This is a genomic window from Halomonas sp. MMH1-48, from assembly GCF_022348105.1.
In the GTDB taxonomy this organism is placed as follows: domain Bacteria; phylum Pseudomonadota; class Gammaproteobacteria; order Pseudomonadales; family Halomonadaceae; genus Vreelandella; species Vreelandella piezotolerans.
The window spans coordinates 1-16,208 of sequence record NZ_JAKRFL010000033.1; the positions used below are offsets into that span (position 1 = coordinate 1).

A 16,208-nucleotide genomic window follows, 5' to 3' on the forward strand; every position below is an offset into this window, starting at 1 on the left:
TTTGAGGTGAGGAGAGCGAGGCCTGTACGGCCTCACGTATAAATGCTTCGGTATAGCGTGGACTATTCTTGAACTTCATGACACCTTCTCCTAAAAAAAAGGTGTCTACTTTTTTAGGGCCGCTCCACGTGAGGCAGATAAGCATACACCAACGAAAAAACCCCGCATTAAGCGGGGTTTTTCTAGCTCGCTAGCAGTCGCTGCTAGCGGCAAACATCAAGCTGGAATTAACCCAGAACTTTGATGTTGGAAGCCTGAAGGCCTTTTTTACCCTGGGTGACGTCGAAGGAAACCTTCTGGCCGTCTTGCAGAGTTTTGAAGCCGTCAGCTTGAATTTCGGAGAAGTGAGCGAACAGGTCGTCGCCATTGTCGTCCGGAGAAATGAAGCCGAAGCCTTTAGTGTCGTTAAACCACTTAACGGTACCAGTTGCCATGATCGAAATCCTCGATTTAGCTTTAATGTAGAGCCGGGTAATACCCGAGTTGCAGTGGGTAGAACAAGAAACCTTCACCAGACTCAACGCTAGAGCGTTTCGATACTGCTGACAACGTTCGACTTGCTAACCAACTGCATGCAGCATGCGCTTAACGACGCTGCACGTCAACACTATGATGGAAAAAAAAGTCAATGCAATGAATTTTCTTTTAAAATCCATCCGGCGGCTTTTTCAGCGATCATGAGGGTCGGCGAATTGGTGTTTCCACTGGTGATGGTGGGCATCACGCCCGCATCCGCAATCCGCAGCCCCGACACCCCTCTCACGCGCAGTGTTGCGTCCACCACCGCCATTGGGTCATCACCTTTACCCATTCGTGTGGTGCCCACCGGATGAAAAATCGTCGTACCGATATCCCCTGCCAGCCGCGTTAACTCCTCGTCCGTTTGATACTCGACGCCCGGCTTCACTTCTTCAGGTGAGTACTTCGCAAAGGCAGGCTGTTCGGCGATACGCCGGGTTACCCGCAGCGAATCGGCCGCCACCTTGCGATCCTCCGGCGTGCTGAGATAGTTCGGCGAAATCGCCGGTGCCTGACGCGGGTCGGCGCTTTTCAACCGCACCGTTCCTCGGCTGGTAGGGTTCAAGTTGCATACGCTCGCGGTAATGGCCGGATAGGGATGCAGCGGCTGCCCAAAGGCCTCTAGGCTGAGCGGTTGGACGTGATACTGAATATTGGGGTACGGCTGATCGTTGGAGCTGCGAGTAAATGCGCCAAGCTGCGAGGGGGCCATGCTCATTGGCCCGGTGCGTTTGGTCACATATTCCCAGCCGATGCCCGCTTTGCCCCACAGCGTGCTGGCAATGGCATTGAGCGTCTTGGCGTTACTGACACGATACACCGAGCGTATTTGGAGGTGATCTTGCAGGTTTTCGCCAACGCCCGGCAAATCGTGAATGGCCTCGATACCATGCTCGCGCAGATGCTCCGCAGGCCCAATGCCCGATAGCTGTAAAAGGTGGGGCGAGCCAATCGCCCCTGCGCACAGCACCACTTCTTTTTGCGCCTGCACCCGCAGGGTTTTGCCGCTGCGCACCACCTCTACCCCGGTACAGCGAAGCGCTTGCGAACGATCTAAGCAGAGCCGGTTCACCTGGGTAGAGTGCCAAAGCGTCAGATTGTCCCGCTTTAGCGCGCTACGCAAAAATGCCTTGGCGGTATTCCAACGCCAGCCATCGCGCTGGTTCACTTCGAAATAGGCGACCCCTTCGTTACTGCCCCGGTTAAAGTCCTCGGTGCGGGGAATGCCCGCCTGAACCGCCGCTTCGGCAAAGTCGTCCAGCACTTCCCACTTTAGGCGCTGCTTCTCGACCCGCCACTCACCGCCATGGCCGTGAAACGCACGGTGTGTCTCGTCACCGTCGCTGCCCTCATCCAGCCGGTAGTGGTTTTCGTGTTTGATGAAGTCCGGCAGGCAGTTCTCCCAGCGCCACTCGTCACTGCCGGTGACCTCCGCCCAGTGGTCGTAATCCCGCGCCTGGCCACGCATATAGATCATACCGTTGATGCTGGAGCAGCCCCCCAGGGTTTTTCCTCGAGGGTAGATCAGCGAGCGGCCATTTAGCCCCGTGTCCGGCTCGGTGCGGAACAGCCAGTCGGTGCGCGGGTTATTGATGCAATACAGGTAGCCCACCGGAATATGGATCCAGTGGTAGTTATCCCGACCGCCCGCCTCGATCAGCAGCACCCGATTCTGTGGGTCGGCGCTGAGCCGGTTGGCCATCAGGCACCCTGCGGTGCCTGCGCCTACCACGATGTAGTCGAACGACTCAGCGTGGGAGTTTGTCATTGTATTCGTTGGCATAGGCTAGGCTCCCGTAACGGTCTGGCGCTACTTCGCCGTCGGCATCACGAATTCGGCGCCCGCATCGATGGAGTCGGACCAGCGCTGCATAATCGACTTCTGTTTGGTATAGAAGCGCACGCCCTCTTCGCCATACGCGTGGGTATCGCCAAACAGCGAGCGCTTCCAGCCACCGAAACCGTGCCACGCCATGGGCACTGGGATAGGCACGTTGATGCCGACCATACCCACCTGAATCCGCCGACCAAATTCGCGGGCGACGCTGCCGCTTTCGGTAAAGCAGCTCACCCCGTTGCCAAACTCGTGGCCATTGATCAGTTGAATAGCGGTCGCCACATCCGGCACCCGCACGCAGACCAGCACCGGGCCGAAGATCTCTTCTTTATAGATGGTCATTTCCGGCGTGACGTGATCAAACAGCGTGCCGCCCATCCAAAAACCGTCAGAACAGCCCTCGCCTGCTTGCGCGCCGTCGAACTCGCGGCCATCGACGACGAGCTCGGCGCCTTCTGCCACGCCCTTTTCTATATAGCCGGTGATCCGCTGGTGCGCCTGACGGGTGACGATCGGCCCCATTTCTGCATCTAGCTGCATGCCATCTTTCACCTTCAGCGCCTTGGCGCGTTCGGTGAGCATCGGTACCACCTTGTCGGCCACGTCGCCGACCAACACGGCCACGCTAATCGCCATGCAGCGCTCGCCCGCACTGCCGTAGGCCGCACCGATCAGCGCATCAACGGCTTTATCCAGGTGGGCATCCGGCATCACGACCATATGGTTTTTTGCACCCCCCAGCGCCTGGACGCGCTTGCCGTGCTTGGCGCCACGCTCGTAGATCAGGTTGGCGATCGGCGTAGAACCCACGAACGACAGCGCCTTCACATCAGGGTGATCGATTAGCGCTTCGACCGAATCTTTATCGCCCTGCACCACGTTGAAGACGCCATCCGGCAAGCCTGCTTGCTGCAATAGATCCGCTATCATCAGCGAGGCGCTGGGATCCAGCGGGCTAGGCTTGAGAATGAAGGTATTGCCAGCGGCAATGGCAATGGGGAACATCCACATGGGCACCATCGCCGGGAAGTTGAACGGCGTGATGCCCGCCACCACTCCCAGCGGCTGGCGCACGGTCCAGTTATCGATACCGGTGCTGACCTGCTCGGTGTAATCACCCTTCAAGAGCTGGGGGATGCCGCAAGCGAATTCGACGATATCGATGCCCCGGGCCACCTCGCCTTGCGCGTCGGTGAAGACTTTGCCGTGCTCTTTGGTGATTGCCTCGGCCAGGGCATCCTTATTAGCGTTCAGCAGCTCCAGAAATTTGAACATGACCCGAGCGCGGCGGATGGGCGGCGTATCGGCCCAGGCGGGGAATGCCGCCTGAGCGGCTTGCACGGCCGTATCTACGTCAGCGCTCGACGCCAGGGCTACACGCCCGGTGACCTGCCCGGTGGCGGGGTTGAACACCTCTTGGGCGCTACCGGAGGTGCCTTCGCTACGCTGGCCGTTGATGAAGTGATGGATGGCGTGGGTGGTCATGGTCGCTACCTTTATAAAAAAAGCTTAAGTGATCAGAGGATGATCACAAGACTACCCCGCCGAACAGGCTAATCAATTGAGTAATTTTTAACCAAGATATAAGATTCACTAATAACACACCAGGGTAGGTTCATCACCATGCAGGAGTACGCCACGCTGCGGGCCTTTGTGGCCGTTGCCCACACCGGTAGCGTCTCGCGGGCGGCCGAGCAGCTCCACCTGACTCAGCCCGCCGTCAGCCTAAAGTTGAAGCAGCTACAGCAGCATCTAGGCTTAACGCTCTTTACCCGCCGCCCGCAGGGGTTAACCCTCACCGCTGACGGCTATGCACTCCTACCCGCTGCAGAAAATGCGCTGGCCAGCGCGCTCGCCTTCGAGCAGACCGCCAGCGCTTTGCACAGCACCCTGCGTGGCAAGCTGCGCATTGGCACCATCGTCGACCCAGAGTTCATCCGCCTTGGCGACTTTCTCAGCCGCTTGATGGCCCGCGCGCCCCAGCTGGAAACCGAACTTCACCACGGCATGAGCGGCAATGTTTTGAGTCAGGTGGAACAGGGGGAGTTGGACGTAGGCTTCTTTCTCGCCACGCCCGGTGAAGGCACCGGCCGTCCAGCCCTTGATTGGCGCGAATTGACCCACTTTCATTATTACGTCGTCGCCCCGCCAGGCTGGGAAGCCAAGCTCGTCGATACCCGCTGGGAGACGCTTGCCCAGTTACCCTGGATCGTCACGCCCACCGTGTCGGCGCACTCCCGGCTACTCGAACGGGCGTTGGCCGACAGCGGCGCGATACCGCGCCGCGTTGCCCAAGTCGACCAGGAGGCCTGTATGTTGGATTTGGTCAGAGCGGGTGTGGGGCTAAGTTTGGCGCGCGACGCGCTGGCCATGGCCGAACGGCAGGAGAGCGGTTTGACAGTGGCGGATAACGTTCGCTTGCCCTGCGCGCTCAGCCTGATTTGGCGCAGCGACCGCGCTACCGAACCCACCATAAAAGCCGCACTGGATACCCTCGATACGGTGTGGCCTCAGCGTGGTCGGTCGCGTTAAGAACGCGGTACCTCTCGATACTAATGGGCTCAATACCGAGCATCGATTCGTCACTGGATTGTCAGACATGTACCGATTTTCCTCTTTTCGTCCGTTGACGCTGTGCATAATGGCCGCCGCTGGCCTGGCAAGCGCACCGCTCCAGGCGCAATCCAATAGCGAGGCAACGTTTGCTGGCGGCTGTTTCTGGTGCATGGAGCCGCCCTACGACAAGCAGCCGGGTGTCAGCGCCACCACCTCCGGCTATATGGGCGGCGAGCTGGACAACCCCACCTACGAACAGGTCTCCCGGGGCGGCACCGGCCACATAGAAGTCGTCAACATCGAGTACGACGACAGCCAGATCAGCTACGAACAGCTACTGGAGATTTTCTGGCGCAATATCGATCCCTTCGCCGTCAACCGCCAGTTTTGCGATAGCGGCGATCAATACCGCTCGGCCATCTTCTACAGCAACGAGGAGGAGCAGGCGTTAGCGGAAGCCTCGAAAGCCGAGATGGAAGCGAGGTTCGATCAAGAGATCACGACCGAGATCCTGCCGGCCAGCGAGTTTTGGCGCGCCGAGGAGTACCATCAGGATTACTACGAGAAAAACCCGCTCCGCTACAAGTTTTACCGCCTGAGCTGCGGCCGAGATGACCGTTTAGAAGAAGTATGGGGCGAAGAGGCAGGCGGTCCTACTTTTGAGTAATCACGCCCTGTGACCTTTAAAAGCGCCAAGTCGGTTTATCTGTCTTGGCGCTTTTTTATGGAACCATTGTCTACCCGTCTTGCCCCAACGAGGGTGTCACGACATGCCTGATGATTCATTTGGGCAAAACGCCATTTATCTACTAAGGTAGAAATTCAGCATTAATAGACCAGTCGGCTAAAGGACTGCTCTACCTGATCGAACGCCCGTTGATCTAAAGATAGGAGATCTTATGAGCAACACCATCTCGACAGTCAATCCGACCACCGGCGAAACGCTTGAGACCTACACGCTGATGGATGAAAGCCAGGCCAAGCAGATCGTCGAGGCCAGCCATGAGGCGTTTCTGGATTGGCGGCTCAAGCCGCTAGAGCACCGCGCCAAGGTCGTCAAAGCCATTGGCGAAGCGATGAAGGCGCATAAAGACGAGCTTGCCGACCTAATGGTCAAAGAGATGGGCAAGCTGCCCTCACAGGCGCGCCAGGAAGTGGATCTGTGTGTCGGCATCTGTGATTATACCGCCGAGCACGGACCCACCAAGCTCGCCGACGAAGAGCGCAAGCCCGGCAACGGCGAGCGCGGAATCGTCACCTACTCCCCGATGGGCGTGATTTACGGCATTCAGCCGTGGAACTTCCCTGCGTATCAAGTCGTGCGCTACTCCATCGCCAACATCATGGCGGGCAACAGCGTGCTGCTAAAACACGCAGAGAACGTTACGGGTAGCGGGCTGCTGCTGGAGAAAATCTACCGCGAAGCGGGCCTGCCGGAAAACGTCTTCCGCACGCTGGTGATTTCTCACGATGTCTCCGACACGGTGATTGCCCACAAAGCCGTGCGTGGCGTCACCTTGACCGGCAGCGACGGCGCTGGTCGAAAAGTGGCCGCCAAAGCCGCCGAGCATCTGAAAAAGACGGTACTGGAGCTGGGCTCCAACGATGCCTACCTGGTACTGGACGATGCCGACCTTGATGTCGCGGTCGACACCTGCGTGACCGGTCGCGTCTTCAACGGCGGCCAAACCTGCGTGGCTGCCAAACGCTTTGTGGTCACCGAAAAGAACTACGAAGCATTCAAAGAGCGCTACGTGGCGCGCATGAAGGATTTGAAAGCGGGCGACCCAACCAAAGAAGATAGCGACCTAGGCCCGATGGCCCGCGTCGATCTTCGCGACGACCTTCACGAGCAGGTGGAAGAGAGCGTGCGTAAAGGCGCGACAATCCTCTGCGGCGGCGAAAAACCAGAAGGCAAAGGGGCGTTCTACCCGGTCACCGTGCTGGATAACGTCACCCCTGGACAGCCTGCCTACGACGATGAGCTGTTTGGCCCGGTCGCTGCGTTGATTCGTGCCAAAGACGATGAAGACGCCATGCGCATTGCCAACGACAGTCGCTACGGCTTGGGCGGCGGCATCATCTCCAAAGACGTGAAGCGCGCCACCGAGCTTGCCAGCCAGTATTTCGATACCGGCATGGTGTTCATCAACGGCTTCGGTGTCGCCACGCCGGAAATGCCGTTTGGCGGCGTGAAGGATTCAGGCTATGGGCGTGAGCACGGCGGCTTTGGGATGCACGAGTTCGTCAACGCCAAATCGGTGATCGTGGTGCAAAGCTAGCACCGTAAGCCCATCGGCTCACGATGGGCAACCCCATAAAAACGCCGCAGTGTCGTTTTCACGACCTGCGGCGTTTTCGTGGCCCGCCTTGTTTGCAGCCTCTTTTACAGTATCAGGCGATTTGCCGCCGACGCTGCCAGAGCGTTAGCAGCAGCGCGACCACCAGCCAGCTCACCAGCGCGGCAATGACGTCATCCAACACGATGCCGAACCCGCCGCTCACGTATTCTGCCAAATGAATGGGCGGCGGTTTCAATCCATCGAAGAAGCGGTAGACGCCAAACGTTAATGCCAGTACCAGCGGATGGCGGGCGGCTTTTAGCCCCAGCACCGCGAGCGGAAAAGCGACGTACTCATCGGCGACGATGCTGCCATGGTCCAGGCCATCATAATGCCACGCAGCGATATGACAGACCGGCACGGCCGCTATCAGCATCAGCGCGATGATGACCGCCTGCTGCCCCGTTGGGCGGCCCAAGAGCCACCACGCCAGCGGCAGGCCAATCAGTGACCCAAAGGTACCCGGCGCAACGGGCGCTAGCCCCAACCCAAAGCCAGTGGCTAGCCAGAAGTTGAGCGTATCGAGCATTAGCCAGCCTGCTGCGCCTGACGCTCGAGCTCTGCCGCCATCTCAGGCGTTAGGTTTAGCGCACTGGCGAGTTGATCCAACCAGGCGCGCTCCATGGGGTTTTGGTCGTCGATTACGGCGACGCTGATCAAATACATTTCGCGAGCGGCCTGGGGAGAGTCCGCTTCACGGGCCAAGGCCTGGGCGTCCAGCGGGGCTTTTAGCTGCTGTTCGACCCAGCGGTGCATCTCCTCATCCGCGCCGAGGGCATCGATCTGATCGGTAATCAGCGCCTGCTCCTGCTCGTCGATATGGCCATCCGCCCGGGCGGCCATGATCATGGCCTGCAGCAGCTCCAAGCTGCGGCGCTCTTGAACCTCGCCGCTCAACACCTCGACACGCTCGCCTTCCGAGGAGGATTGGGTCCCAGCCCCCTTCTTCTCCTTCTCCTGAGTACTTTGCCACGCCTTCCAGGCCAGTACGCCGACTCCCGCAATGGCACCATATTTGAGCGCTTTGCCGCCCATGCTGCGGCCACGCTTCGAGCCCACCAGCATGCCCAGGGCACCGCCGCCCAGCAGGCTTTTCATGTCGAAACCGCTGGAACCGCTGCTTTGGCGCGAGCCTTGGCTGCCACTGCCGCCCAACTGGCGGGAGAGGCCATCGATCACCCCTTTGACATCCATGCCGCCGCTACTGCCCTTGCTGCCGCTGGCCTGACTCATCAACTGCTGAAGAATTTTGCTTGCGTTCATCCTTGCACTCCTCAATGGTTACTCATTCGACGGGTCGAACGCGGGTCGTTTAATGTTCGTTATAGCGCATGCTACATGAATACAGCATGAATCGATCCTGCACTCGCGCTTAGCCCAGCGCCCCTTTTACCGCGACCGAACTGCCATGACGGCTAGCGCTCACCTCGATGCGCACTGGCATCTGCTCTTTGAGTTCGCTGACGTGGGAAATGATCCCTATCGTTCGCCCGCTCATTTGCAGTTCGCTCAACATGGCGATGGCTTGATCCAGCGCGTCTTGGTCCAGACTGCCAAATCCCTCGTCGATGAACAGCGTATCCAGTTGAATTCCCCCCGCGTAGGCCTGGACCACATCGGAAAGCCCTAGGGCCAACGATAGCGCGGCCATGAACGATTCCCCACCAGAGAGCGTGGCCACCGGACGGTTCTTGCCAGTGTAAGTATCGGCCACGTCGAGCTCGAGCCCTGAGGCTTTATTGCCTTTGGAAGGATCTTCCCGGCGCACGAGCTGATAACGCCCGCGGCTCATTCGCACCAAACGTTCGGAGGCTTGGATCAGCACATCGTCCAGCAGCACGCCCAGCACGAAGCGCTGCAGGCTAATGCGGTGACCGGTGCGGCCGTTGGCGACCTCGCTGAGCGTTCCCCAAAGCTGATACTGCGCCTCGAGCGCTGCCTCGGCGCGGCGTGCCTCCGCCAAGCGCTGCTGGGTACTCGTAAGCTGATCGACGCGTGCCGCCAAGCGCTGATACGTTTGGCGGCACGCCGCTTCGTGAGACTTGGCCGCTTCGGCGTGGGTCTCCAAGGCAGCAACGTCGGGGGGCGTTTTGCCTTCCAGCAGCGGCTCGCTGGCCTCGAGCTGCCCCTCCAATTTGGCGAGCTCCCGCTGAAAACGCGCGACGCTTTCACTCAGGCGCTGCTGTTCCGACGCCTCTAGGCGGGCAGCGGTAAACGCCGCTTCGTCTCTGAAGGGGCTGGCCTGCAGCGCTGCTTGCCACTCGGTTCGAGCGGTGCCTAACGTGTGCTGCGCCTCGGTTTGGCGCTGGGTGGCCTCGGTTAGCGTGGTTTGTGCTTGAGTGAGCGCCATATGAGCCGTTTGGGCCTGGGCCTGGGCCGTTTTCCAGGTCCGTTCGCAGGTGTCGATCTCGCGGTTCACAGAGGCTAACGACGCGTTCACGCTCTCCAGCGACACGCTATCGCCCAACTGCTCGCGAAGCCGTTGGCAACGTTCGTCGAGGTGGTGAGACTGCTGCTCCAAGCCCTGGGCATGCTGCTGGGCACTCACCCAGGCCTGGCGAGCGTGCTCGTAAACATTGCGTGCCTGCTTCATCTCCGCTTGCGTCACCAGCGCTTGGGAGGGAGTGGCGGGAGCCGGATGCTCACGGCTGCCGCACACCGGGCAGGGCTGGCCGCTGTCCAACCGCTGGGCCAGCAGCGCCGCCTGGCCCTGGTGCCAGCGCATCTCTTGCTCGATGGCGTGCTGCTCTTGGCGTGTGGCCTCTTGCTGCGTCTGCTCTAACGTCTCGAGCGCTTGGGCGACCTGTTGGGCAAGGGTGGCGCGCTGCCCTTCCAGCGTGGCCAGCTCCTGACACGTAGCGAGGGATTGCTCCCACTCATACGCTTGACGCTGCAGCGCGGGCACCCGCTCATGCTGGGCATTGGCCTCCGCCAGTGCCGCCTGGGCCTGCTGGTGGGCGGCCTGTCGAGGGGCTATGGCCTGCTGGGCGGCCTGGCATTCGCTCTCGGCGGCAGCGGCGTTTTTCTCGGCGCTTTGCAGCGCGTAAAACGGCGTGGCGAGCGCTTGGGTTTGTTCGTGCCGGTGCAGCTGCGCTTGGGCGTGCTGAATCGCGGGCTGCTGCTCCAATAGGGCCGCTTTTGCCTTGACCAGCGTGGCGTGCTGCTCGAACTGGCGGGCCAGCGCCGTGCCCGCCTGGGCGGTCGCCACGGCCTGCTCGCGCTGCTCGGTGGCGGCCGCCAGCGCCTGTTTGGCGGCGTGATGATCCGGGTCGAGCGCGGCGAGCGCTTCCTGTAGCGCGGCCTCGCTCTCGACATCGCTGGCCGACAGGATGCCCTGCACCCGCTGGCGGTGGTCGTTCACCTCACGGACGATCTGCTTGGCCCGATCCAGCAGGCGCTGCTCGATACGCTGAAAAATTTCGGTTTGAAACAGCTGGGCAAAAATCTCTTCGCGCTCTTTCGAGCCCGCCAGCAGCAGCTCGCGAAATTTACCCTGGGGAAGCACCATGACTTGGCGAAACTGACGCGCATCCAAGCCCAGCAACTGCTGCAGCTGGACGTTGGCATCGGTGATCTTTCGTGCCACCAAGCATTCGTCCTCCTCGCCCTTGGGAGTAACTCGCCATAATTGAGCTTCCGCCGCTTGCGTGGTCGTGCCTTCGCCGCTGGCTTTGGGGCGCTCCTGCTGCGGCACTCGGCGCACTCGATAAATGGCATCTCGTAGACGGAACGTCAGCGTCACTTCGGTCAACAGGGTCGCGGGCGCTTGGTCGCAGCGCATTTGGCCAGCGTCGCGCTCGTTGCCGGTGGTTTGGCCGTACAAGGCAAAACACATCGCATCGAGGATCGAGCTTTTACCCGCCCCGGTGGGGCCGTTGATCAGAAACAGCGGGCTTCTACCCAGCGCGGTGAAGTCGATGGCCTCAGTACTCGCAAAGGGGCCAAAGGCCTGCATGGTGAGTGTCAACGGCGTCATGCTTGGCCCTCCTGCTCACGGCTGAGGGTGGTGATCAGCTCGCTCATGGCGCGGGCCTGCTCGTCGCTCATTGGCTCACCGCTGGCTTGGGTGAAAAAGTCGCTGAACATATCCAGCGCGCTGAACTGAAGCCGCTCGCGGTCTAGCTGCTGGCGCCCTTTTGCTTCCAGCATGCCGGGCTTCTCCAGGTGCAGCACGTTGGGGTAGACCTCCCGCAGTTTGCCCATGGGGTCGAGAATGGCATGGCGGTCGGTGAGGCGCACCAGCAAGTAGTCATCGGCGTAGGGATCGCTGGCGCCTTGGGCCAGCAGCTGCGTCAGCTCGCCTTCCAGTACGCGTACGTCACGACGGGGTAGCAGCGGATGATGCTCGATCTGGGTGACACCTTCGCTGCCCACCTCGACGAGGGTGACGCCTTTACGCTGAGTGGCTTCGGAAAAGCTGTACTTCAGCAGCGAGCCGCTGTAGCGAATGTGCTCGCCACCGCGAGTTTGCGGGCCGTGAAGATGGCCAAGCGCCACGTAGTCGAAACGCTGCATGGGCTCCCAAGCCACGCTCTCCGCCCCGCCCAGGGTGAGCGGGCGCTCGGAGTCGCTGGCGGTGCCGCCATCGACAAAGCAGTGGCTCATGAGCATCGTCGGGCGGCCCGGCTGGCGCTGCGCCTCGATGCGCTCCAGCAGGTAGCGGTGGGCGCCGTCGAAGTCGCGCACGTCCACGCCAAACGCGCTGCGCACGTACTCCGGATCGGCGTAGGGGATGCCGAACACATCCAACGTGTCACCGCCCATCGTTAGCGTGACCGGCTGATCGCAGGTGGCCAGGTCGGTGAGGATATGCAGCCCGGCCTGACGCAAATGGCGGGCGCCAAAACCCAAGCGCTCGGCACCGTCGTGGTTACCGGAAATCATGATGACCGGCAGGCTGCGCTTCTCGCACAGCTCGACCAATATCTCATCCAGCAGCGTGACCGCCGCAGCGGGTGGCACAGAGCGGTCGTAAATATCGCCTGCGACCAGCACGGCATCCACCTGCTCGCGGTCGATGATCGCCAGCAGCTGCTGCAACACATGGCGCTGGTCTTCCAGCAGGGAGAGGTTATGGAATAGCCGCCCCAAATGCCAATCGGCGGTGTGAAGTAATCGCATGACGCACTCGATACAGAAACGTTAGCTGCATCATAACAACCTCACACCGCGACGCTAGCGCTCAGGGGGTGATGGGCAGGTGCCGTTTATGCGCTGAGCGCTGATACGTTTGTATCATCGTGGCACGCGCTTCCTCGCTTACCTGTTTACCCGTCAAGAAAGCATCGATATCTGCGTAGCTAACGCCAAGTGCCTCCTCATCGGCTAGCTGGGGTTTCAGAGTCTCTAGATCAGCCGTGGGCTGCTTCTCTACCAGCGCTTCGGGCGCGCCTAGCACCGCACCTAATTGGCGTACCTGGGCTTTAGTCAGACCGGTTAATGGAGCGATATCGCAGGCCCCATCGCCATATTTGGTAAAAAAGCCCATGAGCGCCTCCGCCGCCTGATCGGTTCCTACGACCAGCCCCGCGTTAGCCCCTGCGACAGCATATTGAGCCACCATACGTTGACGCGCTTTGATATTGCCCAGGACGAAATCGCGTTGCTGCGCATCGGTAAAGCCCAGCCCACCTGCTTCAAGCGAAGCCAACATTGCATCGCTCGCGGCCTGGATATTCACACTCAGCACGCTATCGGGTTTGATGAATGCCAACGCCTGCTGGGCGTCTACTTCATCGTGCTGAGTATCGTAGGGTAAACGCATCGCATAGAAGTGGGCTGACACACCCTCTTGGCGAGCTTTTTCTACCGCCAACTGCGCCAAGCGCCCTGCTACAGTGGAATCGACCCCGCCACTGATACCCAACACCAAGCTCTTTTGCCCAGAGTTTAGGAGTTGGCGATAGAGAAACATCACACGGCGCTCGACTTCTTGCTGCGGATCGATGGCGGACACGACCCGCAACGCGGTTTGAATATGCGCTTGATGGGCTTGATGAGCGACGGCGCTGACCTCTCCCTCTACCACTGCAGCGTGGTGAGTCATTAAGCGCTTCAAAGCGTAGTGGGCCGCCGCTAAACGCACTTCGTTACGGTCACCTGAAAAATGCCGTGTCTCTGCGATGAGATAAATCTGCTGCTCGTACCGAAACGCCCAGGCAAAGCATACCGTTCCTACGGGAATGCCATCGTGGGGCTCTGGTCCAGCGATACCGGTATTGGCTATCGCAACGTTGGCATCATTGTTAGTGAGTGCCCCCACGGCCATTTCTTTGGATGTCGCCTCGCTGGTCAAACCACAACGCTCAAGGGTTTGAGCGCTTACCGAAAGATAACGCTGCTTAGCCTCTGGCGAGTACACGGCAAGGCCGCAATCCATCGATTGGCCACTGCCTGGCACCCGCGCCAGTTCCGACGCAATCAGTCCTGCCGTACAGGATTCGGCAGTAGCGAGCTTAAGTGAGTAGTCTTGTAAATAATCGCGAACTTGTCTCAGCAGTTCCATTGCGGGTCTCCTTGAAGGATGCATCCGTGCAGGTGGGGTTACTAAAGCCACTATAGATAATCACTCTGGTTTGTCGAAAACCCTCCTCGTCGTCTTAAGGTCATCTTTCGCGCCGTAACCCGCATACACAAAGCCCCCATCGCAAGGATGAGGGCTTTGTGTTAGTGACATAAAATTAACCTAGATTAATCTCTAAACGCATCCGGGTAGGTGGTGAGATCCACGCCCCACAGCATCGGCAGCAGGAAGTAGACCGCGGCCACGATCAACAGCATCGCAATGATGTTGAGCCAGAAACCGTTGCGCACCATCTCGATGATTTTGATTTTACCCGTGGCGAAGATGATCGCATTGGGCGGGGTGCCTACCGGTAGCATGAAGGCGCAGTTGGCCGCCATGGCCGCTGGCACCATCAGCACGAACGGATGAATATCGAGCGCCAGCGCCAATGAGGCTAGCACCGGCAAAATCATCGTCGCTGTGGCCGTGTTGGAGGTGATCTCGGTCAAAAATAGCACCATGCCTGTCGCCAGCAAAATGACCAGCAGGAAGTTGACGCCTTCTAGCACGCTCATTTGGCCGCCAATCCATGAAGCCAGACCCGATGAGCCAAAACCTGCGGCAATCGCCAAGCCGCCGCCGAACAGCAGCAAAATGCCCCACGGCACGTCTTTGGCTACGTCCCACCCCAACAGGCAGCCACCTTTATTGGGCGAAGGAATCAGAAACAGTGCCACGGCAGCAGTGATCGCAATCATGGTGTCGTTAATGCCTGGAATATTGAGGATCTGTCCCTGCCAAAGAAACGAGCGGGTAATCCAGAAGAACGCGGCAAACAGGAACACACCGAGCACCGCCTTCTCTTCGAAGGTGATCCTACCCAGCGCTTCTTTCTCTTTTCGAATCAGCGCCCGGCCGCCCGGCAATTTGGCGAGCTTGATCGGATAAATGAAGCGCGTCAGCATCACCCAGCCAATCACCAGCAGCGTCATTACCACCGGGAAGGCAAACATCAGCCAGCCCGCGAACGAAATCTCGACACCGAACAGCTCGTTCACGATCGCCGCCAGGATAATGTTCGGCGGCGTGCCGATCAGCGTGCCTAAACCACCAATGGTGCCACCATAGCCCACGCCGAAAATGAGCGCCTTGCTGAATTTATCGATTTCGTCGCTGTGGTCACCTTCGGTTTTATTCAGTTCCTGGGTGACTTGATAGACAATCGCAGTGCCAATAGGCAGCATCATCATCACAGCGGCGGTATTGGACACCCACATGGACAAGAAGCCCGTCGCCGCCATGAAACCAAACACGATGCTGTTGATGCTAGTACCGAGCACGGAGATGATCGACAGCGCAATGCGTTTATGTAGATCCCACTTCTCCATCGCCAGGGCGATCATAAAGCCGCCCAGGAACAGGAAAATAATCGGGTTGCCGTAGGCCGCCGTAACGGCGTTGCTCTCCAACGCCCCGGTAATGGGTAGGAGAATAATCGGCAGCAGAGAAGTGACAGGAATCGGGATGGCTTCGGTAATCCACCACACCGCTACCCACAAGGTAGTGGCCAGCACCATCCGGCCTTCGAAGCTAAGATCAGCCGGGTGGAAAAACATCACTACCATTGCAAACAGCAATGGCCCCAGCACCAAGCCGATTTTCTGCGCTCGGTTATACGCAGGAGGACGGGGTGAGTGGCCGCTGCTGCCTTGTGTACCATTAGCCTCGCTGCGGGATGAGGAGCCACCGGTACTTGAGGTAGGCAACGCACACATCAGAAGGTTTTTGACTTGATCGTGGGAGTGCCAAAGCTGATCCCACAGCGTCATCGTAGCAGTTCTGCGCATTATTAACGTACCGCTCGCAGTCAGGGTGAACGAAAGGGCTCAACACGGGGCAGGCCCTACGGCATTTTTACCAGCGCCGCTGGCGTTTGTGGTGCCCTTTATTCACTGCAATAAGCCTTTAGTCCAGCGAATTGGCCGTTATTACAACCAAAGTCTAAACACTTTAGTCTTAATTATTAGCCGCTACTAACATTAAACCCAGTCCCCTTTTACGGAGATATCATCGTGTTAGACCGCTTTACCATGCCGCTGACCCAGCGACCGCTTCTCGCGCTTGCTGACATCCTGCATCGTCAAAAAATTACCGCTGATCAAGTCACGCTAGCGGCCTTCATCGTGGGGCTCAGCGCCTTGCCGCTACTGGCATTCGAACAGTACGGGTGGGCGTTGGCTGCAATCGTGCTCAATCGTGTGGGAGATGGGGTAGATGGTGCCTTGGCCCGGCTGAATAATCAGCAAAGCGACGCGGGCGGCTTTCTAGCCCGGATTTCTCACAGGGTATAAAAGAAAGCGGCTGAAAGTGCTATGATTTCAAGAACCTAACCAATCCATCAAGCACCAACAGCCGCTTCCAAAATGGTACCTGAAAAGCTGACCTTCTC

The 16,208-nt window shown here is 59.2% G+C and carries 13 protein-coding genes; 4 read left to right on the forward strand and 9 right to left on the reverse strand.

Annotated features, from left to right (window positions below; all coding sequences use genetic code 11):
- Nucleotides 1–227: 227 nt before the first annotated feature.
- From MHM37_RS16655 to MHM37_RS16665, 3 genes are all read right to left on the reverse strand, one after another.
- Nucleotides 228–434: a cold-shock protein gene (locus MHM37_RS16655; RefSeq protein WP_054641278.1), complete on the reverse strand. Its 207-nt coding sequence runs from the start codon at nucleotides 432–434 to the stop codon at nucleotides 228–230.
- 191 nt (nucleotides 435–625) lie between these two features.
- Nucleotides 626–2,302: a GMC family oxidoreductase N-terminal domain-containing protein gene (locus MHM37_RS16660; RefSeq protein ID WP_239383772.1), complete on the reverse strand. Its 1,677-nt coding sequence runs from the start codon at nucleotides 2,300–2,302 to the stop codon at nucleotides 626–628.
- A 27-nt stretch (nucleotides 2,303–2,329) separates the two neighbouring features.
- The gene (locus tag MHM37_RS16665) at nucleotides 2,330–3,841 is read right to left on the reverse strand and encodes a CoA-acylating methylmalonate-semialdehyde dehydrogenase (protein ID WP_239297385.1); all 1,512 of its coding nucleotides are present in this window, start codon (nucleotides 3,839–3,841) and stop codon (nucleotides 2,330–2,332) included.
- 138 nt (nucleotides 3,842–3,979) lie between these two features.
- Between MHM37_RS16665 and MHM37_RS16670 the strand changes: the two genes are divergently transcribed.
- From MHM37_RS16670 to MHM37_RS16680, 3 genes are all read left to right on the forward strand, one after another.
- The gene (locus MHM37_RS16670) at nucleotides 3,980–4,888 is read left to right on the forward strand and encodes a LysR family transcriptional regulator (RefSeq protein WP_239297383.1); all 909 of its coding nucleotides are present in this window, start codon (nucleotides 3,980–3,982) and stop codon (nucleotides 4,886–4,888) included.
- Nucleotides 4,889–4,955: 67 nt separating this feature from the next.
- Entirely contained in the window at nucleotides 4,956–5,579 is a 624-nt protein-coding gene (gene msrA / locus MHM37_RS16675; protein ID WP_219861473.1) for a peptide-methionine (S)-S-oxide reductase MsrA, read from the forward strand.
- A 232-nt stretch (nucleotides 5,580–5,811) separates the two neighbouring features.
- Nucleotides 5,812–7,194 (forward strand): NAD-dependent succinate-semialdehyde dehydrogenase, encoded by a 1,383-nt coding sequence (locus tag MHM37_RS16680; RefSeq protein WP_139526582.1) that lies wholly within the window; start codon nucleotides 5,812–5,814, stop codon nucleotides 7,192–7,194.
- A gap of 112 nt (nucleotides 7,195–7,306) precedes the next feature.
- Here MHM37_RS16680 and MHM37_RS16685 read toward each other — a convergent pair whose 3' ends face one another.
- The 6 genes from MHM37_RS16685 to MHM37_RS16715 all read right to left on the reverse strand — a co-directional run bounded on the left by MHM37_RS16685 (nucleotide 7,307) and on the right by MHM37_RS16715 (nucleotide 15,588).
- Nucleotides 7,307–7,783, reverse strand: coding sequence for a phosphatidylglycerophosphatase A (locus MHM37_RS16685; protein WP_239297382.1), 477 nt, complete (start codon nucleotides 7,781–7,783; stop codon nucleotides 7,307–7,309).
- A complete protein-coding gene (locus MHM37_RS16690; protein ID WP_139526580.1) occupies nucleotides 7,783–8,517 on the reverse strand; it encodes a tellurite resistance TerB family protein in 735 nt (244 codons plus the stop codon). Before MHM37_RS16690 ends, MHM37_RS16685 begins: the two co-directional genes overlap by 1 nt.
- A gap of 109 nt (nucleotides 8,518–8,626) precedes the next feature.
- Nucleotides 8,627–11,230 (reverse strand): SMC family ATPase, encoded by a 2,604-nt coding sequence (locus MHM37_RS16695; protein WP_239297381.1) that lies wholly within the window; start codon nucleotides 11,228–11,230, stop codon nucleotides 8,627–8,629.
- A complete protein-coding gene (locus tag MHM37_RS16700) occupies nucleotides 11,227–12,375 on the reverse strand; it encodes an exonuclease SbcCD subunit D (protein WP_139526578.1) in 1,149 nt (382 codons plus the stop codon). The genes MHM37_RS16695 and MHM37_RS16700 overlap by 4 nt, the downstream gene beginning before the upstream one ends.
- A gap of 61 nt (nucleotides 12,376–12,436) precedes the next feature.
- Complete coding sequence (gene nadE, locus MHM37_RS16705) at nucleotides 12,437–13,759, reverse strand: ammonia-dependent NAD(+) synthetase (protein WP_343218257.1); 1,323 nt, start codon at nucleotides 13,757–13,759, stop codon at nucleotides 12,437–12,439.
- Nucleotides 13,760–13,944: 185 nt separating this feature from the next.
- On the reverse strand, nucleotides 13,945–15,588 hold the full coding sequence (locus MHM37_RS16715; protein ID WP_343218259.1) for a DASS family sodium-coupled anion symporter: 1,644 nt from the start codon (nucleotides 15,586–15,588) through the stop codon (nucleotides 13,945–13,947).
- A 243-nt stretch (nucleotides 15,589–15,831) separates the two neighbouring features.
- Here MHM37_RS16715 and MHM37_RS16720 point away from each other — a divergent pair, with 243 nt between their 5' ends.
- Nucleotides 15,832–16,110, forward strand: a complete 279-nt coding sequence (locus tag MHM37_RS16720; protein WP_343218258.1) for a CDP-alcohol phosphatidyltransferase family protein — start codon at nucleotides 15,832–15,834, stop codon at nucleotides 16,108–16,110.
- Nucleotides 16,111–16,208: the final 98 nt, after the last annotated feature.